Below are 19,407 nucleotides of genomic sequence, written 5' to 3' on the forward strand. Positions count from 1 at the left end.
GGTCATGCTTTGCAGCGCCGCTGCAAACCGGATCTGCGGCACTAAGAATACGCGATGTTAGCCGGCACATAAAAGCGATGCGAGGTGGCGCAGCCGCGCGCTGGTCTCCTGGGTCCAGCGGAAAGAGAAATTCAGCGCCAGCGCCGCGGCGAAATTGGCCCCGGGATCAGGCGTGACAGGCGCAAAGATCGTGCCGGGCAGAAAACTGGTCCGGGCCTTGCCCGCTTCGCGCAAAAGCACGCCCTGGTCCAGCGGCGCGGGCAGGCTCAGCCAGCAGGTGAAGCCCCCCGCCGGATCGGAAAGTGTGCCCCGCCCGCCCAGGGCTTCAGTCAGGATCGCGCGGCCCTCCTGCATCCGGCGCGCGAGCGTGCGGTTGAGGTTGCGCAGCTGACGGTCATAGCTGCGCCCCGAGAGATAGCGCGCGATGCCCCATTGCACGAAACCGTCGCGCAGACGGTGGCCGTTCATGTAATGGGTGACCAGCAGGTCGCGCTTGTGCAGCCCCCCCACAACCCAGCCATAGCCATATTCCGGCGGCAGGGTGAATTCGAAACTGCCGATCTGCACCACCGTGGCGCCCTGATCGAAATGCCGCAGCGTGACGCGCGGGCCCGGCCGGTAGCCAAGATCGCCGAACATATCATTCTCGATGATCACGGTGCCATGCCGCGCGGCGATGGCGACAAGCTGCTCCATCACCTCTGGCGGGCAGGTGACACCGGTCGGAAAGTGGTTGGTCACTGTCAGGATCGCGGCGCGCACCGGATACGCCGCCAGCAGGCGGGCAAATTCCTCCGGGTCAAGGCCGCGCAGCGGATCGGGGGTGATTTCGATCACCTTCAGATCGCGCCGCCGCAGCGTGGCCAGCAGCGGGAAATAACCGGGGCTTTCGACCAGCACGGTATCGCCCGGCCGGGTAAAGCTGTCGAGACAGAGGTTGCAGGCCTGGATCGCCGATCCGGTGATCAGGATCTCACCCGGCTGGGCAAAGGTGCCGCGGCGGGCGATATGACGGCAGATCTCCTCGCGCATCCGCAGATCGCCATCGGGCTCCAGCCCCTCGGCGAGGCGGCGGCTGCCGGTGCGCAGCGACTGGCGCATGATGCGGTCGGCCTGGGCGCGCGGGATCAGATCGTCACAGATCCACATGGCACCAAAGGTTTCGAACCGGCGGTCCTGCTGTGGACGCAGGAGCTGGCTGTGCAGATCCTCTGCCCTGTCGTCAGGGGCGGTATCGGGCAGGCTTTCAGGCGCGGGCGGAACGGCTGTGACGAAATAACCCGAGCGCGGCTGCGCCCGGCACAGGCCACGGCTTTCCAAAAGCTCATAGCCATGCAGCACCGTGACCGCGCTGAAGCCGGTGATCCGGCTCATCTGCCGCACCGAGGGCAGACGATCCCCCGGCCGCAAAGCGCCCGCGCCGATGCGCGCGGTGATCATCCCGGCCACTTTCTCATATCTGGTCATCAGCTGGTTTTCTCAATCTGTACTGATCGAGAATGAGGGGATCTGCTGATAGGAAACAAGGACGCAGCACGCTAATCTTTTCAGGAACAGCCCTTATCTGCGCGACAGGCCGCGAGATACGCCGGAACGGGCGTGATCGCGAACGATAAAAGTTTCATCTGTTCTGATTGCCCTGCCGCCTGCATCTCCCCTTCACCCTCTTCGCAAAGAACAGCCACGATGACCGAAATCAGCCCGCTTGCCGCCGCCACCATCGGGTCCCGGATCGAAAAGCTTCTGGCGCTGCAGCCGCCGGGGCGCTCACCTTTGCAGCCGTTCTACACCGATCCCGCGATCTATGCCGAGGATCTGGAACGCTTCCTGTTCCGCCACTGGATTTGCGCCGGCCATGTCAGCAGCCTGGCCGCGCCCGGCGATTTCTTCACCGTCGAATTCGCCGGGGAATCGGTGATCCTGGTCCGGGGCCGCGACAATGAGATCCGCGCGCTGGCCAATGTCTGCCGTCATCGCGGATCGCGCGTCTGTCTGGAACGCTCTGGCAATGCGCGGCTGTTCATCTGCCCTTATCATGCCTGGGCTTATCATCTGGACGGCTCGCTCCGGGCGGCGCGCGACATGGGCCCCGAGTTCTCGCGCGAGGATCATGGGCTGCGGCAGTTGCAGGTCAGGATCGCCGGCGGGCTGATTTTCTTTACCTTCGCCGATCAGCCGCCGGATTTTTCTGCGGCGCAGGAGGTGATCGCCACCGTCGCCCGCGCCTATGGCTGGGAGACCGCGAAAGTGGCCCTGCGCAAAAGCTGGCGCATCGCGGCGAACTGGAAGCTCGCGGTCGAGAATTATCTGGAATGCTATCATTGCGGCCCCTCGCATCCCGAATTCAGCGGGATCCATTCCAACGATCAGTCGCCCGAAAAGGTCGCCGGTCTCTTTGCCGCGATGCAGGCCGAAGCGGCAGCCCAGGGCCTTGATCTGCCCGAGACCGATCTTTGGGGCATTGCAGCCGGTGAGGGTCACGAACCGGTCTGGTGCAAGCGCTTTGCCCTGCTTGACGGCGCGCGCAGCGGCAGTGCGGGCGGCGCGCCGGTCGCGCCGCTGATGGGTCAGTTCACGCGCTATGACGGCGGCACCACCTATCTGAATATGGGGCCGGTCAGCTACAGCCTGTCTTATCCCGATCACACGGTGATCTACCGGTTCATCCCCCATGGGGTGAGCGAATGCGAGATGGAGATCCTCTGGCTGGTACATGGCGAGGCCGAGGCCGGGCGCGACTACGATCCCGAGGCGCTGTCCTGGATGTGGGTCGTGACCTCCGAGGCAGATAAGCGCATCACCGAGGATAATCAGAAAGGTGTCAATTCTCGCTATTACCAGCCCGGCCCGCTGGCCGTGATGGAGGGGCGCCAGCGTCGCTTTGTGGAATGGTATCTGACCGGAATGGGCCGGGCGGCGGGCTGAGCGCGCCGGTCTGCCGCAAAAGCCGGTGAACGCTGCTGTCTGGCGGGATGCGAAAGCAAGACAGGCGGGCCGGCAATGCTGGCCCTGCAAGAACGAATTTGACACATCTGACGAAGTTAGGTTCACTGCGGAACGCGCAGCAGTCCGGAAAAAGCATATGCCTTTATCGCCGCTGATTGATCGCATTTATGAGGCGGCGTTCGTGCCTACGGTCTGGACAGATGTTCTGGAGGAGCTGGCGCTGCGGACCGGATCCGAGGGTGGCGTCATCTTTGCCGGCGCGCCTTCGGCCCCGCCCCGCTTTGTGGCATCCGACAAGGTCGCGGCGGCAATGGCAGCCTATGCAAGCGGCGGCACCGGCGCGAACAGCCGGCCCGCCCGGGCGCTGGCGAAAAACCATTTCGGGTTCCTGCGCGATATCGACTTCCTGCCGGTCGAGGATTTCGGCCGTGACTGTCAGCAGCGCGAGCTGCGCAGCTTCGGGCTTGGCTGGCAGGTTGGCACCGTGGCGCCCTTGCTGACGCAGGAGCTTGCGGTGCTGACGATCGACCGCGCCTATGACAATGGCCCGCATCAGCCCGAACATGTCGCGTTGCTGGATCAGCTGCGCCCGCATCTGACGCGGGCCATGATGATGTCTGCGCGTCTTGGCATGACGATTGCCGAAACAACGCTGGGCACGCTGGAGGCGGTCGGTCTGGCGGCGCTGGTGATCAACCGCAACCGCCAGGTGCTGGCGGTCAATCAGCTGGCGCAGGATCACGCGGTGCTGGTGCCGCTGGCGCGCGGCGGGCTGGCCCTGGCGCATGATCTGGCGAACCGGTTGTTTCAGGCCTCGCTTGAGGCCGGGCTGGGCGGGGCTCCGGCACAACTGCGATCCGTTCCGGTGCCCGCAACAGACGAGCGGCCGGCTATGGTGGTCCATGCTTTGCCGCTGCGCGGCCAGGCCCATGATCTGTTGTCGGGGGCCGAGATCCTTGTGGTGATCAACAGCCTTGACGACCGGCAGGCCGCCGATGGCAGCATCCTGCGCGGGCTGTTCGACCTGACCGCAGCCGAGGCCCGGCTGGCACAGAATCTGATGCGCGGCGCGACCATCGGCCAGATCTCTGGTGAGACCGGCGTCAGTGTCGCGACTTTGCGCTCGCAGTTGCGGGCGCTGCTGGCAAAGACCGGCACGCAGCGGCAGGCAGAGCTGATGGTGCTGCTGATGCGCGCCGGCCTTTCAGGATATCAGGGCGCGGATTAACGCAGATCGGCGCAGTAGATCTGGATCGACGAGGCTTTGTCATTGAACGAGGCGGGCATGTTCTGCCGCCCGCTGCGGCCATCGACCACCACATAACTGCCTTTGAAATTGACATGTTCATACAGCAATGCGGTGCAGATCAGCTTTGGTCCGCTGTCGCATTGCACCGAGGAAATCCGGTCATTCCACCATTCGCCCAAAGTCGGCATGGTCTGCGCCCAGACCGAAGTGACGGTGCCGCCGGTATGGCTCGTCGCCTGCCATTCAACGGGTTTCTTCCAGTCTGCGCCTTTTCCGTTGATATGTTCGTAGAACGTGCAGCCTTTGCCTCTGACCCCCGCAGGCATTTTCCCCGCAAGGCCCGGCGATACGGTGATGCGCGGCAGGTCCTTCAGCTCTGGCAGGGAAAGGAGCGAGCCGGCTTTAGGCTTCACCACCCCCTTCAGGGGATCAAAGGTCTGGGCGAAGGCACCACTTGCCGCGCTGAGTGCCAGCGTCGCGGCGACAAGAAATCTCATCATTTTCAATCTCCATCTGCATGATCCCGGCACAGGGTTCCGGATCTGCGGAAAAGAAGAATGGCTCGGGATGCGGTTCGCATCATCCAGATGAATGATGAAGCGGCTTTTCTGCCGTCTTAGCCTTGGCCCCGCTTGCGGTTGATCTGAGGGAGCGGCGGGATGCGGGAGTTCACGAGAGGCTGTCTGATGACGGCCAGCGGATTTGGCGCCGTGGCGCTGTGCCTTGCCATGGTGGCACAGGCGCAGACCACGCTGCAGCAGCTGGGCCGCATCACCGCCCCCTTTACGGTTGTAAGCGCCTCCGGCGCGACGCTGATGCGTGTCGAAGACCATGGCGGCGACCCTTTGCTGATCCTGACCGGAAAATCTGGTGGCCGCATCTCGCTTGGCGCGCGGGGCGAGCGGCTGGCCATCGATATGCGCTATGACGAAAACCGCCATATCAGCCTGATCCTGGAGCCGGAGAATGCCGTGGCGACGGTCGTCATGGGCGGCAATGACGTGAACCTGATCGCGGCGCAGGACAGCGCGGGCGTCGCGGTCGCGCATGAGGGGACCGAGATCTCGCATCTCGGGCTGAAAGCGGGGCTTGATTCCGCGATCCGGATCTTTTCGACCGAAGGGAAACCTGCCGTGATCATCGGCGCAGCGGCAGGCAGTGGCGGCGCAGGCGCAGTGCGGGTGCATGATGCGGCAGGCGGGATCGCTGGCTTCCTCCATGGTCTGGCGGCCGGCGGCGGAGAGGTCGGCATCGCGCGGGGTGGCGATCCCCTTGTGCTGCTGACAAGCAATCAGACCGGGTCCGGCGGGCTTATCAACGTCGCCGATGCGCAGGGCAAGATCGTCTTCACCGCCGGCGCGCGGACCGATGGCGGCGGCGGGGCCTGTATCTACAATAACGAGGCCGGCCGGTGCTACGGCCCGTTCCTGCCATGACCTTACGAAAAGGAACCCGAATATGCGCCCATTCTGGTCTGCGATCTGCCTCAGCCTGACCCTTGCCTGGCCCGCCAGTGCCGACCCTGAAAGCCTCGCGCAGGGTTTCACGCGTGTTTCAGATTATGCGCCTGTTGACCCGGCCGCACTGGATCAGGCGCTGGACGCCGCGCTGGCTGACCGCGGCCTGGCGCAGAAGGATGCCGATGTCACAGCCATCGAAAAAGCGCTGCTGCTGGTCGAGCTGAGCGAGGCCCCGCTGCCGCGCAGCCGTTACATAGCGCGCCTAGGGGTGACCTGGTCCGGCGAGATCCCGGTCTCTTTCATCGAGGTGACGCGCTACAATCTCGGCCCCGCCACACGGGCCGAACTGATCGCGGCCTATGGCGCGGAAAATGTCGCCGCGCCCGAGGAATTCGGGCTGGGGCCGCATGTCAGCTGGCGCTTCGCAACCCAACCCGTCGCAAAGGCCGCCGCGCTGATCCTCTCGGCGTCCCGGCACGAGCTGACCGAAGCCGAGGCAGACGCGGCGCTCTGCCCGGCCCAGGCCTGTCTTGCCGCCGGGCAGCTGGCCGGATTTGCCGACTGGGCACCCGCCCCCGCCGATGAACAGCCACTGCCACCGATGGCCTATGGCGCCCGGCCTGCAACGGCAACGCCGATGCCGGGCGAGGCAGAACTTCCCCGGCAATCCACGGCGCTGATCGCGATCCGGCTGGCGATCGCGGCTGGCCTCGCGGACGGTGGCGGCGATGGTATCCTCTGGACCGCCACCCCGGACAGCGGGGCCGGGACCCCGTTTGCCGAATGGATGATCGACAGAAACTCTGGCCAGGAAAGCGGCATTGAGGGTTATCTGCGCATCGCGCCGCTGGACGGCGAGCCCGGGCCGCGATGGCTGCGCCTGACAACCACGGGCGAGGTCGGGGCCAACATCACGCTCTGGACGATCCCCGGCGATCTGCCACCCCCCGAAACCCTTATCCCTGAAGTGGAGAACTGAAGCCATGCTGCGCAGGATCACCCTTGCCCTCTCATTGCTTGCCCTTCCGCTGATGTCCCTTGAAGTCGCAGGGCCTGCGGATGCCGACACCCTGTTCCGACGGAAAAAGCCTGTGATGGAAGAACTGCCGGAGTTTTCTAGAAAAATGGGTCGCCTCAGCGGGATCACAGCCGTGGACGGCAAGACCAAAGGCATCCGTTTTGCCCTGCGGCAGGAATTCGAGATCACCGGCGTCGCATTGACCGAGAGCGGCATCGACAGCCTTCAGGGCTGGATCATCGGAACCAGGCGCGGCGGTTCCAACCTGCAGATCCTGCGGGCCAGCAAGACCAGGATCGTGGTGCGGCCGGTGGATATTCCTGCGGCAAAGACCACATGGCCCGCATCTTCCATGCCGACCGACCCGGAACTGCGTCAGGATATCAGGCTGATCATCCGCGATGACAATCGTCCCGGCCAGGATCTGACCTTCATCGTGAGAGGGTCCTTCTATCATTGCCTCCGGCGCGAGCAGGTCTGCGGCGAAGAATAGAAGCTGGCGACCGTTCCGGCGCCCGTCGCATATGGGCGCTGGTCTCACACGAGGGCAAAGCGCCGGGGAGCAAGTATACAAATCCCGCGACCCGCCCAAAGCAGGCCGCGAGATTTCAGGTCACGGACGAGATCCGCCGCAAATCGCCGCTACATCCCCATAAGTCGTGGCAGGAACAGCGTTATTTCCGGGATGTAGGTGATCATCATCAGGAAAACCAGCGCGGTCAGCAGCCAGGGTACAACCGATTTCGAAACTTCGGTCAGGCCCAGTTTCGAGATCGCCGATCCGACATAGAGGTTGAGCCCAACCGGCGGCGTCGCAAGACCAATCTCCATATTGACGATCAGGATGATGCCGAAATGGACCGGGTCGATCCCCAGTTTCACGGCAATCGGATAGAGGATCGGCGCCATGATCAGGATGATCGCCGAAGGCTCCATCACCATGCCGATCACCAGCAGCATGATATTGACCATCAGCAGGAACCCGATCTTGCCAAAGCCCAGGCTGACGATCCAGTCCGACATATGCTGCGGGATCTGTTCCGAGGTCAGGATGAAGGCGAACATCACGGCATTGGTGATGATGTAAAGCAGCATCGCCGACATCGCCGCCGAGGTCAGCAGCACCTTCGGCACGTCGCGCATCCGGATGTCTTTATAGACAAAGACCGCAATGACGAAGGCATAGACCGCCGAGACCGCTGCGGCTTCGGTCGGGGTGAAGATACCGCCATAGATGCCGCCCATGATGATGACGATCAGCAAAAGACCCCAGATCGACTTGCGAAACGCGGCAAAGCGCTCGGCCCAGCCGGCGCGCGGCAGCCGCGGATAGCCGTTCTTCCAGGCCCGCCAGACGGTGGTGGCCGCATACATCGCAGCCAGGATCAACCCGGGCACCACGCCTGCGATGAAGATCTGCCCGATCGAGGGCGAGAAGACGACCTCGCCATCCGGCCCGGTCGCCATCATCCCCGATGTGGCCACCGCATACATCACCATGACGATCGAGGGCGGGATCAGGATGCCAAGCCCCCCGGCCGCCGCCACCGGGCCGACCGCGAATTGCGGCGGGTAGCCCATTTTCACCATGGCCGGGATCATGATCGACCCCACGGCCATCACGGTCGCCGGGCTTGACCCCGAAATCGCTGCGAAAAGCGCGCAGGCCACCACGGCCGCAAGACCCATGCCACCATGCCAGTGCCCGACCATCGAAGTGGCAAAGGCGATCATTCGCTTCGCGACCCCGCCATGGGTCAGGAAATTCCCCGCCAGGATGAAGAAGGGGATCGCCATGATCTCGAATTTCTCAATGCCGGTGAACAGCTTCAGCGCGATGCTGTCCATCGGGATCGAGGTGAAGAAATAGAGGAAGCTGAACACCGTCAGACCAAGCGCGATGGACACCGGCATCGAGGTCGCCAGCAGCACGGTCAGAATGGCAAAGATGATTAGTGCGGTCATTTCGCGGCACCTCCATTGGCGGGTGCCGGCGCGTCATCCATGCCGTCGACATGACCATGCTCGTGATGCACGATCTGGCCGGTGGTGACATAAAGATGCAGCGCCTGGATGAAGCGGAAACACATCAGCGCCGAGCCGAGCGGCACCGCGAGATAGACGATCCACATCGGCATTTCGAGGTCAGCCGAGATCTGGCCGCCGACGCCGACATGGTAGACAAAGGTCGTGCCGATCCAGACAAGGATCGCGGTGAACAGGATGCCGCCCGACATGGCGATGATCGTCACGATCCGCTGCCATCTGGCATCAAGCTTCAGCACAACCATATCAACGCCGACATGGATGCCGATCCGCACGCCGTAAGCGGCTCCGAATTTCGCCATCCAGACAAAGAGATAGATACAGGCCTCCTGGGCCCAGGTCAGCTTGATCGAATTGATCGAGGAATAGACCGAACGCGCCCAGGATTGCAGTTCGGGCATATCATTGGCGCGCGCATAGCGCACCAGATCGGCGGCATAGCCGATCGAAAAGCGATGGAAGACCGCAACAAAGATCAGGATCACGGCGGCTGCCATCAGCACCGAGATCAGGACCTCCTCGAAACGGTCGAGGATGCGCAGAAACATGGCAAAACCTCGTGTCAGGGGACCAAAAAAGGGGCGCGGAGAGACCGCGCCCCCGGGTTCATGCAGGGAAATCTGTCAGACGGGATTATTCGATGCCGAGCACGCCATGCGCTTTGGCGATCAGATCGGCGCCGATCCGGGACGCCATCTCATCATGGACCGGACGCAGCCGCGCGATCCATTCGGCGCGCTCGTCTTCGGTCAGCTCGTGGAAGGTGGTGTAGCCGGCCTTCACCATCTCGGCCATCGCCCATTCATTCTCTTCGCGGGCGATGGAATTGGCATAGATGGTCGATTCTTCCATCGCGCGGTCCAGCTGCTCGCGGATCGCAGGGTCAAGACCGTCCCAGAAGGCCTTGTTCACGATGACCGCATAACCGAGATAGCCATGGTTCGAGAGCGTTGCATGCTTTTGCACTTCATGCATTTTCTGGGTGAACATATTCGAGGGCGGGTTCTCGGTGCCGTCAACCACGCCGGTCTGCAGCGCCTGATAGACCTCGGAGAAAGGCAGCACCTGCGGCACCGCATCCAGCGCCAGCATCTGCGCCTCAAGGATCTTCGAAGACTGGATGCGCATCTTCAGGCCGAGGAAGTCATCGGTGCTTTCGATCCGCGAATTGGCGGACATGATCTTGAAACCATTATCCCAATAGGCCAGCCCTTTGATGCCCTTGGGATCGAGGAGGCCCAGAAGCTCCTGACCGATCTCGCCATCGGTGATCTTCCGCAGATCGTCGTAATCCGCCATCAGATAGGGCAGATCGAACAGCTCGAACTGCTGCACGCCCAATGGGCCGAATTTCGCAAGCGAGGGCGCGAGCATCTGAACGGCGCCAAGCTGCAGCGCCTCCAGCTCTTCTTTGTCTTTGTAAAGCTGGCTGTTGGGGTAAACTTCGACCAGCACCGCGCCTTCGGTGTATTTCTCGGCCAGTTCCTTGAATTTCTGGGCCCCTTTGCCCTTGGGCGTGTCGGGAGCCACCACATGGCTGAATTTGATGGTGACAGATTGAGCCAGGGCCGGGGCGGCCACGGACAGGGCGAGAGCAGCGGCGCCGGCCAGAGCGGCAAGTGAACGACGAGTGATCATGATATCCTCCTCAGATCCCACCGCCCTCCTGCCGTGGGATTTCCGTTTGCTTCCTTGCCAGCGTGATCACGGTTTCGCTATTGTGGATTCCCGCAATAAGGCAAGAAAGTTGCGTATGGGGCGCGGGGGCAAACAGATATGGCAACACAGGATCCCGGCAACAGGAGCAAAGGGTGAGGCAATACGGTCACGGACCCGTCAATGACTGAGGCCGCGCCTTTGAGTGCCCGCGCCCGGCCCGGCTCTCCCGATCAACCCGGGCGGGCGGCGCCGCGTGGTGGCTCCTGGGCGATGGAGATCGCGCATCCGCCGCGCAGGCGTGTGGATCTCTTGTCCCTGGTGCCGCTGCTGGCGATCATCGCTCTGGTCGGCATGGTCTGGGCGCTGGTCTGGCTGGTGGCCCGCGACGAGGGCGAGAAAGCCCGCGACAAACTCGCGACCGACGCGCTCTGGGTCGAACAGACCCTGCGGTTCCAGCTGGGTGTGGATGAGGATATGCTGGTCCGGCTGGCGCTGGATCATGCCGGCGGCGTGTCGGATCAGGTGATCGCTGCAAGGACGCGCAGCCATATCACGTCAAATCCCGAAGTGGTTTCGATCCTGTGGTTTGATGCCGATGGCGCCCCTGGATCAGCGGTGCCCGCCATTGGTTCAGAGGCGGATGCCGCGCTGGTCACGCGGATCCTTGCCAGCCCTGCGGGGGCGATCCGCCCGGTTTATGGCGCGGTCGGGCGCGATGGTCTGGTGAGCATCGGCGTGCCGCTGGCTGAAGGCCAGGGCGTGGTTACCGCAACGCTTTCCCTGCCCCGCGTGCTGGAGCGCCATCTGCCCTGGTGGATCGCCGAACAATATGGCGTCGTGCTGGTCGATCTGTCCGGCAATATTCTGGCCAGCCGCCAGCGTCTTGAAGCAGCCCCGGAAAATCCGAAACATATAATCAGCTTCGATCCGCCGCTGCGGGGAACCTGGTTGCATATCAGCGCCTATACCGCGCCCGGAGCCTTCCGCGCCACCGCGCTTTTCGGCGCCATTGCCGCCCTTGCGGCCTTTGCGGTGCTGGCGCTTGGCGTGCTCTACCGCTCGTCGAAACGGCGCCGCGAGACCGAGATGCGGCTCTGGAGTGAGACCGCCTTTCGCCGCTCGATGGAGGAAAGCCTGACCGTCGGTCTGCGCGCCAAGGACCATGACGGGCGCATTCTCTTCGTCAATCCGGCCTTTTGCAATCTGGTCGGCTGGGAGGCGGAGGAGCTGATAGGGCATCAGCCGCCAATGCCCTATTGGGACCCCTCTATCCTGACCGAGACGCAGGAGCGCCATAGCCAGCTTGCCGCCGGCGGCGCGGTCAGCCAGCGCTTCGAGACCCGTTTCGTTGCCCGCGACGGGCGCGAGATTGATATCGAGGTCTATGAGGCGCCGCTGATCGACGCGATGGGTGCGCATCGCGGCTGGATGGGCTCGGTGATCGACATCACCGAGGCGCGCCGCGCGGCCCGGCGCACCCGGTTGCAGGATGAGACCCTGGCGCGGACCGGCCGGCTGGTGACTTTGGGCGAGATGGCCTCGACGCTGGCGCATGAGCTGAACCAGCCGCTGGCGGCCATCGCCTCTTATGCTGCGGGGATGCTGAACCTGATGGAACGCCAGAAGGCCGATCCTCAGGTGCTCCGGACCGCCACAGAAAAACTGGCCCGTCAGGCCGACCGCGCCGGTCAGATCATTCGGCGGATCCAGGATTTGGTGAAAAAGCGCGAGCCGCATTTTCAGCCGCTTGATCTGACTGCTGTGGTCGATGAAACGCTGGGCTTTTTGCAGGCCGATGCGCGCGAACACCGGGTCAGGCTTCTGCGCGATGGCGCGGTCAGGCAAGAGGTGGCCGCTGACCGCATCCTGCTCGAACAGGTGCTGATCAACCTGATCCGCAACGGTATGGAGGCCATGGCCGAGACCCGCCATGGCGATACGGTCACCGTCCGGCTGTCGGAAGCGCCGGGCAAGGTGGTGCTTGAGGTCGACGATTGCGGCGCCGGCATCTCTGCCGATCTTCGCGAAAGCATTTTCGAAGCCTTTGCCACCACCAAGCCGCAGGGTATGGGAATGGGTCTTAAAATCTGCCGCTCGATCATAGAAGTGCATGGCGGCAGCCTGACCTGGCGCGAAGCGCGGGACGGGGGAACGGTGTTCACGGTCGCCTTGCCGGCCATGAGATCCGGCGCAGGCGAGGGAAAAGCTGAGGGGAGCAGGGGGGATGCATGACCGGACTGGTTGACATCGTTGACGATGAAGAGGCGATCCGCGACGCGCTGGCCTTTTTGCTGGCCTCGCGCGATATCGAAACCCGGCTCTGGGCCTCGGGCGAGGATTTTCTCGCCGCGCAGCCGCTGGAGGATATGACCTGTATCATCATGGATGTCCGCATGGGGGGCCTGTCGGGGCCCGAGGTCTATGAACGGCTGCATTCCATGGGCTCGGTGGTGCCGGTGATCTTTCTGACCGGCCATGCCGATGTGCCCATCGCGGTACGGACACTGAAGGCCGGGGCCTTTGATTTTGTTGAAAAACCCTTCAATGACAATCACATCGTTGATCTCGCTTTGCGCGCGATTGCCGCTGGCCTCGCCGCGCAGACCCAGGCAGTGCATCGGCGCGATTTCGACCATCGCCGCGCCTCGCTGTCGCAGCGCGAGGCCGAGGTAATGGACCTGATGCTGACGGGTGCGATGAACAAGCAGATTGCCGATCAGCTTGGGATTGCGATCCGCACGGTCGAGGCGCATCGCGAAAAGGTGCTGAGCAAGATGGGGGTACGCAATGCCCTTGAACTCGCCGCGCGGGGGCGGGCGCTGAGCCCTGATCCCTGAAGGCAGGTCCCGCGATCGGCTCAGCGCAGCGGGGATCCCGGCTCTTCCGGGCCCGGCTGGGTTGCCAGACGACAGCCTGCCGCAAAGACATTACAGGCCGGTTTGCGCTTTGGACCGCGAAGAATAGGGGGCAGGCATCAAAGGGGCTGATATCAGCCTCGATACCGGCACAGAAACCTCCATACGGAAGGATCAGTTCAGCGCGCGGTTGCTCAATGGAAATCCCGGCTGGGAAACAGCTTCTTCGCCTGCTCTCTCGGATGCCGCGCCCTGCCCGCTGTCCGCGTCGGCCTGACGGTCTCCCCTGCCCTCTCGGTTTCGGCCCCGATCCGCAGCTGATGCCCGATGGTTGAAAGCCGCGCTGACAGATCCTCGATTGCTTCCGCGATCAGATGGGTGACCTGTCCGTCACGCTCGATCCGCCCCGTCACCCGCAAAAGCCGCCCTGCCACCACGGCGGGGCGGAAAGCGTCATAGATCTTCTTCCAGACCACGACATTCGCGGTACCGGTCTCGTCCTCAAGGGTAAGAAAGACCACACCCGAGGCGGTGCCCGGGCGCTGGCGGGTGATGACCAGGCCCGTGAGCCGGATGCGGCCTGTCGCGTGCAGGAGCGAAGCCGCCGGCAGGCTTTCGGGCAGATTGGGGCGCAGGAGTTCCAGAGGATGCGCCCTCAGGCTGAGGCGCAGGGACAGGTAATCCTCGATCACCTCCTGGCCGAGCGTCATCCGGGGCAGATGCGCCACCGGCTCCTGCCCGCCTTCCCCGTCGAGGCCGAACAGCGGCAGCGGCTTTGGCGCCTTCAGCGCTTTCGCCTGCCAGAGGGCATCGCGCCGGGAGAGACCAAGTCCTGCGAAACCATCGGCTTCTGCCAGCCGGTCCAGCGCGTCGGGCCTGAGCCCCGCGCGCCGCCAGACGCTTTCGACATCGGGATAGCCATTGCCACGCGCGGCCTTGATCCAGTCCGCATCCTCTTCACGCATCCCCTTCACCTGACAAAATCCAAGCCGCAATGCATGCGATCCATCGGCCCGGGGCTCGATGGTGCACTCCCAGACGGACTCGTTCACCGAGACGGGGCGCACCTCGACACCGTGATCGCGCGCATCGCGCACCAGCTGGGCCGGCGCGTAGAACCCCATCGGCTGGGCATTCAGCAGCGCGCAGGTGAAGATCGCCTGATGGTGGCGCTTGAGCCAGGCCGAAACATAGACCAGCCGGGCGAAGCTGGCCGCATGGCTTTCGGGGAAGCCGTAAGAACCGAAGCCCTCGATCTGGGCAAAGCAGCGTGCCGCGAAATCGGCATCATATCTACGTTCCAGCATACCGCCGATAAAGCGGTCGCGAAAGCCGCCGATGGTGCCCATCCGTTTGAAGGTCGCAAGCGAACGGCGCAGCCGGTCGGCCTCGGCAGGGGTGAAGCCCGCCGCCACAACAGCAATCTGCATAGCCTGCTCCTGAAACAGCGGCACCCCGTAAGTACGGCCCAGCACCTCCATCATGGCCGGGCCAAGATCTTCGACCTTCTCACGGCCCTGGCGGCGGTTGATGAAGGGGTGGACCATGCCGCCCTGGATCGGCCCGGGCCGGACGATGGCCACCTCGCAGACGAGATCATAGAACGTCCGGGGCTTCATCCGGGGCAGAAAGTTCAGCTGCGCCCGGCTTTCGACCTGGAACACCCCTATCGCATCCGCGCGGCAGAGCATGTCATAGACCGAAGGATCTGCGGGTGGGATATTCGCGAGCGTCAGCTGCTCTTGCCGGTGATCCCTGATCAGGCCGAAGGCCTTGCGGATCGCGGTCAGCATCCCGAGCGCCAGCACATCGACCTTCAACAGCCCGAGCGCGTCGATATCATCCTTGTCCCATTCGATGACGGTGCGGTTCTCCATCGCGGCATTCTCGATCGGGCAGAGATCGTCCAGCCTTCCCTGCGTGATGACAAAACCACCGACATGCTGCGAGAGGTGCCGGGGGAAGCCGATGATCTCGGCGATCAGCTTCACCGCAAGGGCCACGCGGTTGTCCCCGGGGCTGAGGCCCGCGTCACGCAGCCGGTCCTCGCCGGGGGCCTCAGACGACCAGCCCCAGATCTGGCCCGAAAGCCGGGCGATCACGTCCTGGCTCAGCCCCATGACCTTGCCGACCTCGCGGATTGCGGCGCGGGCGCGGAAATGGATCACCACGGCGGTCAGCCCGGCGCATTCGCGGGTGTAGCGCTTATAGATCCACTGGATCACCTCCTCGCGGCGCTCATGTTCGAAATCAACATCAATATCCGGCGGCTCGCCACGGTCTTTCGAGATGAACCGCTCGAAAATCAGGGTGATGCTTTCAGGCGGCACTTCGGTGATGCCCAAGAGATAGCAGACCACGGAATTCGCGGCAGACCCCCGGCCCTGGCAAAGGATGCCTTTTGATCGCGCAAAGCTGACGATGTCATAGACGGTCAGAAAGTAGGGGGCGTATTCAACCTCGGCGATCAGGCAAAGTTCCTTCTCGACGCGGCTGACGATCTTCGGCGGCGCGCCGCCTGGGTAGCGCCAGTGCAGTCCTTCGCGCGCCAGCCGTTCGAGGCGGGCCTGGGCAGGCTCCCCGTCCTTTGCCTCTTCGGGATACTGGTAACGCAGCTGGTCCATGCGGAAGGCGCAGCGGTCGGCGATCTCGACCGTGCGGCGCAGCGCCGCCGGATAGCGGTGGAAGATACGGGCCAGTTCCTCGCCGGATTTCAGGCGATGTTCCCCATTGGCAAGGCGCCGGTCGCCGATAGTGTCGATGGTGCAGCCCTCGCGGATACAGGTCAGCACATCAGCGACCGGGCGCCGGCTTGAGCGGTGCATCAGCACATCGCCGACCGCGACTTTGGGCAAGCCCGTCGCCTGCGAAATCCCGGCCAGACGGTCGAGCCGTTCCTGATCCTGCCCGTCATAGACGGGGGCCGCACCAAGGAAGCACTGACCGGAAAAGCGGGCGGAAACCCGGCGCAGATCCTGCTCGAAGCCGCTCTTTTCCAGCGGATCGGGCGGCAGGGCGATCAGGATCATCCCCCTGCCCCATTCCTCGAGATCGGCCAGACCGATATGGCAGCTGCCTTTTTCAGCGCGCCTTTTCCCGAGCGATAAAAGCCGTGTGAGCCGCGACCAGGCGGCCAGATCGGTTGGCAGCGCGAGCCATTCCATGGGGCTGTCGGTCAGCACGAGACGCGCCCCGGGGATCAGGCGGGGCAGAGAAACATCCTGCCCCCCCTGACTTTGGCCTGCCTCCTGCGCAACCCGCGCGAGTTCCTTCAGAGCAGAAAAAGCCCGAACCACCCCCGCGACCGAGTTGCGGTCGGTGATGGCGATGGCCGTGAGGCCAAGATCGGCCGCGCGTTTCACCAGTTCCTCGGGGTGGGACGCCCCGCGCAGGAAGGTAAAGTTCGAGGTCACGCAGAGTTCGGCATAGGCGGTCACAGGAAAACCCCCTGCGCATACCAGTCCCGTGATCCCGATTGCGGCGTGCGGAAAAGCCAGAGCCGTGGCCCCTCACTGGTCTCTACCCGCCAGTAATCCCGCACGCCGGAACGCCAGGCCGGGTCGTCGCACCACCATTCCGGCGTGATCCGCTCCGGGCCATGCGCCCGCAATGTGGTAAAGCCCATCCTGCGCCAGCTGAACCGGGCGGGCGGGCTGCCCGAGACCTGGGTCAGGGGCTCTGCCGGAAAGAGGGTGATGGGCCGGGGGGGGCGACGTCCTTGCGGGAACGGCACCGGCGGCGCAGAGGCGGCCGGAACGGTCACGAAACTGCGCTCGGGAATGCGGCTGCTGGCGGGCTGGAAGCGCTGCACGGCGTCAAACCCGAGCCGGTTGCCGATCCGGGAGATCAGGTCCGAGAGTTCATCCCCGGCCCGCGCCTCTGTATTGCCGATCTGCTCGGGGGCCAGCGGCTCGGTCATTGTGGCGGTGAGGCGCAGCCCGTCGATCCCAAAGCCGGAATCGACCTCATCGACCCCTTTGAGGAACAAGGCCGAGATCCGGGCCGGATCGCGCATTGCGCGGGCAAGCCCCACATCGACCACCGCCGCCGAGCGGTCCACGCGCTGCAGCTCCAGCCGGACCGCGCGCGCGCCCATCCGGGCTGATGCCAGCCTGTCGCAAAGCCGCACGAGCAGCCGGTCAAGCACGCCCATGACATCCGCCGTCAGCCCGATCGGATCGGGCAGTGTCATCCGCACCCCGAAATGCGGGGCCTCTGACCCCGCCGCCACCGGCTCGGACTGGGTCCCGAGCGCCTGATCAAGGCGGCGCAGAAGATCCGCGCCGAACCGCCGCGCCAGTGGTGCCCGGGGAACATTGGTCAGGTCGACGATCCGGTGCAGCCCAAGCCGGATCAGAGCTTCGGCAACCGCAGGTTCGATCCGAAGCGCGCTGACCGGCATCGGCCCGAGCCGGGACAGGAGCCCGCCTTCCGGGATCACGCCACCGCCATGGCGGGCCAGGGCCCAGGCGCCGCCACGGGTTTCCGCTATGGCACTCTTTGCACAAACGCCTGTCCGCTCACACCGCGCCTCGAGATCGGCAAGCAGCTCTGTCTCACCGCCAAAAAGATGCGGCACGCCCGAGACATCGACGACCAGCCCATCCGTTCCGTCTTTCGCTGCATGTGGTCCGTAACGGCTCGCCCACCGTCGGAGGCCCTCAAGCGCCCTGCCCTCGCGGATCAGATCGGCCGGGCGGGTGGAAAGCGCCGGGCAAACCGCGCGCGCATCGGCGAGCGGCATGCCGGGATGGAGGCCTGCCGCCGTGGCGGCCTTGTTCAGACAATGCAGATGTTCCGCGTTCGACGCCCTGAGCGTCAACGCAAAAGGCCCGTCAAGCGGGCGGATCCTCAGGCTGACATCGCTCGCGAGCCTGGGGAACCAGATGGACAGCAGCCGTCGCGCCATTCCAGCTCACATCACAGAGTATAGTTGTTCCCTTTTTGTTCTTATTAAGAGCCCAGCGATGGCGAGTCGAGTCCGCAGGTGAAGGCAGCGGATCACATTTCCAGCGCGTCTCGGCGGCATTGCTGCCTTTGCCTTCCTGGACCAGCATAAGGCCCGTGGTGTTGCCGGCCTCGGCGGCAAGCTGGAGCCGCCTGCCCGCGGTCAGCGTGATAGGCTTTTCCGGCGCCGCGATGACCAGAGACACCGGCCGCGCCCGCAAAGCCTCTTCAACAGCCCAGAGCAGATCCGTCTCACCCGGGGCCTCGATGAGATGCAGCCGCCCGGCAACGCCTTCCGGCAGGGATCCCGGCAACAGCCTGTCCCGGTCATGCGCAAGCATGATCCAGAAGACCGGCCCCGCCAGCCGGGCGGCCTGGAAGAGAGCAAACCCGATCCGACCGCGCCCTTCGACTTCATGAACGCGGCTGTTCAGAAGGTGCAGCGGGTCCGCATGGCTCTCATATGTAAGCCGCTTACGCAGGGTCCGCATGGTGCCCCTCCGCCACGATCTGAAGCTGTCCGTCGGGGAGCGGGCGCTGCAGTTGCAGCGCCGTATTGGTGTCCGCGGTCAGCCAGCAGCGCCAGTCTTCGGGGCGTGTCAGGATCACCGGCATGGCTTTGGGATGCACGGGCCGAACCTCGGCATTGGGCTCGCAGGTCAGAAAACCGAAGAGTTCCGCGGTCACTTCGCCCTCTTTCAGCTTCCTGACCGAGGTCCATTCGGTCCGGATGCCGGCGAAGAAGGCAAGCGGACGATCCTGGCCGAGGGCAAACCAGACCGGGCTGTTGCGAGCTGCTCCCGGTCGGCCATCGGGTTCGGAGAAGCTGGTGAAGGGAATGAGGCAGCGATGCTCTGGCCCGAGCCATGGACGCCAATGGGGGGACCCGGTATTGCGGATATTCGTGACGCCCGGATCCGGGCGCCTGGCCGAAAGATAGACTGATGGGGTCGGCATGCCCCATCGGGCCGTGGTCAGAGTCCAGTTGCGGCCGTTACCGTGGCGAATGATCGGTGCCGGATAGTCGGGAAAGAGACCGGGAGCTGGCGCGAGATTGCCCGTGGCATCGATAAGCTCCTCGTCCTGGTCCAACGCATCACGAAAGACCTGGCGCATCGCGTCCTGGCTTTTGGTCTGGGCGTATAGGTTGCAGATGTGGACGGCCCCTCTCTTGTCAGGATTGCAGAAGACTTTTGACCAAATCGTTTGCTATCAGATGTCCGGCCT

At 64.0% G+C, this 19,407-nt stretch carries 16 protein-coding genes; 7 read left to right on the forward strand and 9 right to left on the reverse strand.

What is annotated here, in order from left to right:
• Positions 1-57: 57 nt before the first annotated feature.
• Positions 58-1,467, reverse strand: a complete 1,410-nt coding sequence (locus tag AC4FS3_RS07670) for an aminotransferase-like domain-containing protein (RefSeq protein WP_491020040.1) — start codon at positions 1,465-1,467, stop codon at positions 58-60.
• A gap of 219 nt (positions 1,468-1,686) precedes the next feature.
• Between AC4FS3_RS07670 and AC4FS3_RS07675 the strand changes: the two genes are divergently transcribed.
• Both AC4FS3_RS07675 and AC4FS3_RS07680 read left to right on the forward strand, forming a co-directional pair.
• Positions 1,687-2,925: an aromatic ring-hydroxylating oxygenase subunit alpha gene (locus AC4FS3_RS07675; RefSeq protein ID WP_491020041.1), complete on the forward strand. Its 1,239-nt coding sequence runs from the start codon at positions 1,687-1,689 to the stop codon at positions 2,923-2,925.
• A gap of 157 nt (positions 2,926-3,082) precedes the next feature.
• On the forward strand, positions 3,083-4,174 hold the full coding sequence (locus AC4FS3_RS07680) for a helix-turn-helix transcriptional regulator (protein ID WP_491020042.1): 1,092 nt from the start codon (positions 3,083-3,085) through the stop codon (positions 4,172-4,174).
• On the opposite strand, the gene AC4FS3_RS07685 is transcribed toward AC4FS3_RS07680, so the two are convergent.
• Positions 4,171-4,695, reverse strand: coding sequence for a beta/gamma crystallin family protein (locus tag AC4FS3_RS07685; RefSeq protein WP_283179389.1), 525 nt, complete (start codon positions 4,693-4,695; stop codon positions 4,171-4,173). The two genes, AC4FS3_RS07680 and AC4FS3_RS07685, sit on opposite strands and share 4 nt — an antisense overlap.
• 186 nt (positions 4,696-4,881) lie before the next feature.
• Between AC4FS3_RS07685 and AC4FS3_RS07690 the strand changes: the two genes are divergently transcribed.
• The 3 genes from AC4FS3_RS07690 to AC4FS3_RS07700 are packed head-to-tail and all read left to right on the forward strand — an operon-like array spanning position 4,882 to position 7,166.
• The gene (locus AC4FS3_RS07690; RefSeq protein WP_491020043.1) at positions 4,882-5,631 is read left to right on the forward strand and encodes a hypothetical protein; all 750 of its coding nucleotides are present in this window, start codon (positions 4,882-4,884) and stop codon (positions 5,629-5,631) included.
• Between the two features lie 22 nt (positions 5,632-5,653).
• Positions 5,654-6,634 carry a hypothetical protein gene (locus AC4FS3_RS07695; protein WP_491020044.1) on the forward strand — a complete coding sequence of 327 codons (981 nt, stop codon included), beginning with the start codon at positions 5,654-5,656 and terminating at the stop codon, positions 6,632-6,634.
• A 4-nt stretch (positions 6,635-6,638) separates the two neighbouring features.
• Positions 6,639-7,166, forward strand: a complete 528-nt coding sequence (locus AC4FS3_RS07700) for a hypothetical protein (RefSeq protein ID WP_491020045.1) — start codon at positions 6,639-6,641, stop codon at positions 7,164-7,166.
• Positions 7,167-7,315: 149 nt separating this feature from the next.
• On the opposite strand, the gene AC4FS3_RS07705 is transcribed toward AC4FS3_RS07700, so the two are convergent.
• The 3 genes from AC4FS3_RS07705 to AC4FS3_RS07715 all read right to left on the reverse strand — a co-directional run bounded on the left by AC4FS3_RS07705 (position 7,316) and on the right by AC4FS3_RS07715 (position 10,357).
• Complete coding sequence (locus tag AC4FS3_RS07705; RefSeq protein WP_491020046.1) at positions 7,316-8,638, reverse strand: TRAP transporter large permease; 1,323 nt, start codon at positions 8,636-8,638, stop codon at positions 7,316-7,318.
• Positions 8,635-9,267: a TRAP transporter small permease gene (locus AC4FS3_RS07710; protein ID WP_491020047.1), complete on the reverse strand. Its 633-nt coding sequence runs from the start codon at positions 9,265-9,267 to the stop codon at positions 8,635-8,637. Before AC4FS3_RS07710 ends, AC4FS3_RS07705 begins: the two co-directional genes overlap by 4 nt.
• An 85-nt stretch (positions 9,268-9,352) precedes the next feature.
• Entirely contained in the window at positions 9,353-10,357 is a 1,005-nt protein-coding gene (locus AC4FS3_RS07715) for a TRAP transporter substrate-binding protein (RefSeq protein WP_491020048.1), read from the reverse strand.
• Positions 10,358-10,558: 201 nt separating this feature from the next.
• Between AC4FS3_RS07715 and AC4FS3_RS07720 the strand changes: the two genes are divergently transcribed.
• Positions 10,559-12,610 (forward strand): PAS domain S-box protein, encoded by a 2,052-nt coding sequence (locus AC4FS3_RS07720; RefSeq protein WP_491020049.1) that lies wholly within the window; start codon positions 10,559-10,561, stop codon positions 12,608-12,610.
• Complete coding sequence (locus AC4FS3_RS07725) at positions 12,607-13,215, forward strand: response regulator transcription factor (protein WP_491020050.1); 609 nt, start codon at positions 12,607-12,609, stop codon at positions 13,213-13,215. The genes AC4FS3_RS07720 and AC4FS3_RS07725 overlap by 4 nt, the downstream gene beginning before the upstream one ends.
• Before the next feature lie 212 nt (positions 13,216-13,427).
• On the opposite strand, the gene AC4FS3_RS07730 is transcribed toward AC4FS3_RS07725, so the two are convergent.
• The 4 genes from AC4FS3_RS07730 to AC4FS3_RS07745 are packed head-to-tail and all read right to left on the reverse strand — an operon-like array spanning position 13,428 to position 19,383.
• Positions 13,428-16,670 carry an error-prone DNA polymerase gene (locus AC4FS3_RS07730; protein WP_491020051.1) on the reverse strand — a complete coding sequence of 1,081 codons (3,243 nt, stop codon included), beginning with the start codon at positions 16,668-16,670 and terminating at the stop codon, positions 13,428-13,430.
• Complete coding sequence (locus AC4FS3_RS07735) at positions 16,667-18,142, reverse strand: Y-family DNA polymerase (protein WP_491020052.1); 1,476 nt, start codon at positions 18,140-18,142, stop codon at positions 16,667-16,669. The genes AC4FS3_RS07730 and AC4FS3_RS07735 overlap by 4 nt, the downstream gene beginning before the upstream one ends.
• Positions 18,069-18,671 carry an ImuA family protein gene (locus tag AC4FS3_RS07740; RefSeq protein WP_491020053.1) on the reverse strand — a complete coding sequence of 201 codons (603 nt, stop codon included), beginning with the start codon at positions 18,669-18,671 and terminating at the stop codon, positions 18,069-18,071. Before AC4FS3_RS07740 ends, AC4FS3_RS07735 begins: the two co-directional genes overlap by 74 nt.
• Positions 18,655-19,383 (reverse strand): SOS response-associated peptidase, encoded by a 729-nt coding sequence (locus AC4FS3_RS07745; RefSeq protein ID WP_491020056.1) that lies wholly within the window; start codon positions 19,381-19,383, stop codon positions 18,655-18,657. The genes AC4FS3_RS07740 and AC4FS3_RS07745 overlap by 17 nt, the downstream gene beginning before the upstream one ends.
• Positions 19,384-19,407 lie beyond the last annotated feature (24 nt).

The sequence above is a fragment of the Pseudogemmobacter sp. TB195 genome (assembly GCF_058313095.1).

Excerpts from the sequence above, each read along its gene's own strand:
- AC4FS3_RS07670 (WP_491020040.1), bottom strand. The coding sequence starts at position 1,467 with ATGACCAGATATGAGAAAGTGGCCGGGATGATCACCGCGCGCATCGGC.
- AC4FS3_RS07675 (WP_491020041.1), top strand. The coding sequence starts at position 1,687 with ATGACCGAAATCAGCCCGCTTGCCGCCGCCACCATCGGGTCCCGGATC.
- AC4FS3_RS07680 (WP_491020042.1), top strand. The coding sequence starts at position 3,083 with ATGCCTTTATCGCCGCTGATTGATCGCATTTATGAGGCGGCGTTCGTG.
- AC4FS3_RS07685 (WP_283179389.1), bottom strand. The coding sequence starts at position 4,695 with ATGATGAGATTTCTTGTCGCCGCGACGCTGGCACTCAGCGCGGCAAGT.
- AC4FS3_RS07690 (WP_491020043.1), top strand. The coding sequence starts at position 4,882 with ATGACGGCCAGCGGATTTGGCGCCGTGGCGCTGTGCCTTGCCATGGTG.
- AC4FS3_RS07695 (WP_491020044.1), top strand. The coding sequence starts at position 5,654 with ATGCGCCCATTCTGGTCTGCGATCTGCCTCAGCCTGACCCTTGCCTGG.
- AC4FS3_RS07700 (WP_491020045.1), top strand. The coding sequence starts at position 6,639 with ATGCTGCGCAGGATCACCCTTGCCCTCTCATTGCTTGCCCTTCCGCTG.
- AC4FS3_RS07705 (WP_491020046.1), bottom strand. The coding sequence starts at position 8,638 with ATGACCGCACTAATCATCTTTGCCATTCTGACCGTGCTGCTGGCGACC.
- AC4FS3_RS07710 (WP_491020047.1), bottom strand. The coding sequence starts at position 9,267 with ATGTTTCTGCGCATCCTCGACCGTTTCGAGGAGGTCCTGATCTCGGTG.
- AC4FS3_RS07715 (WP_491020048.1), bottom strand. The coding sequence starts at position 10,357 with ATGATCACTCGTCGTTCACTTGCCGCTCTGGCCGGCGCCGCTGCTCTC.
- AC4FS3_RS07720 (WP_491020049.1), top strand. The coding sequence starts at position 10,559 with ATGACTGAGGCCGCGCCTTTGAGTGCCCGCGCCCGGCCCGGCTCTCCC.
- AC4FS3_RS07725 (WP_491020050.1), top strand. The coding sequence starts at position 12,607 with ATGACCGGACTGGTTGACATCGTTGACGATGAAGAGGCGATCCGCGAC.
- AC4FS3_RS07735 (WP_491020052.1), bottom strand. The coding sequence starts at position 18,142 with ATGGCGCGACGGCTGCTGTCCATCTGGTTCCCCAGGCTCGCGAGCGAT.
- AC4FS3_RS07740 (WP_491020053.1), bottom strand. The coding sequence starts at position 18,671 with ATGCGGACCCTGCGTAAGCGGCTTACATATGAGAGCCATGCGGACCCG.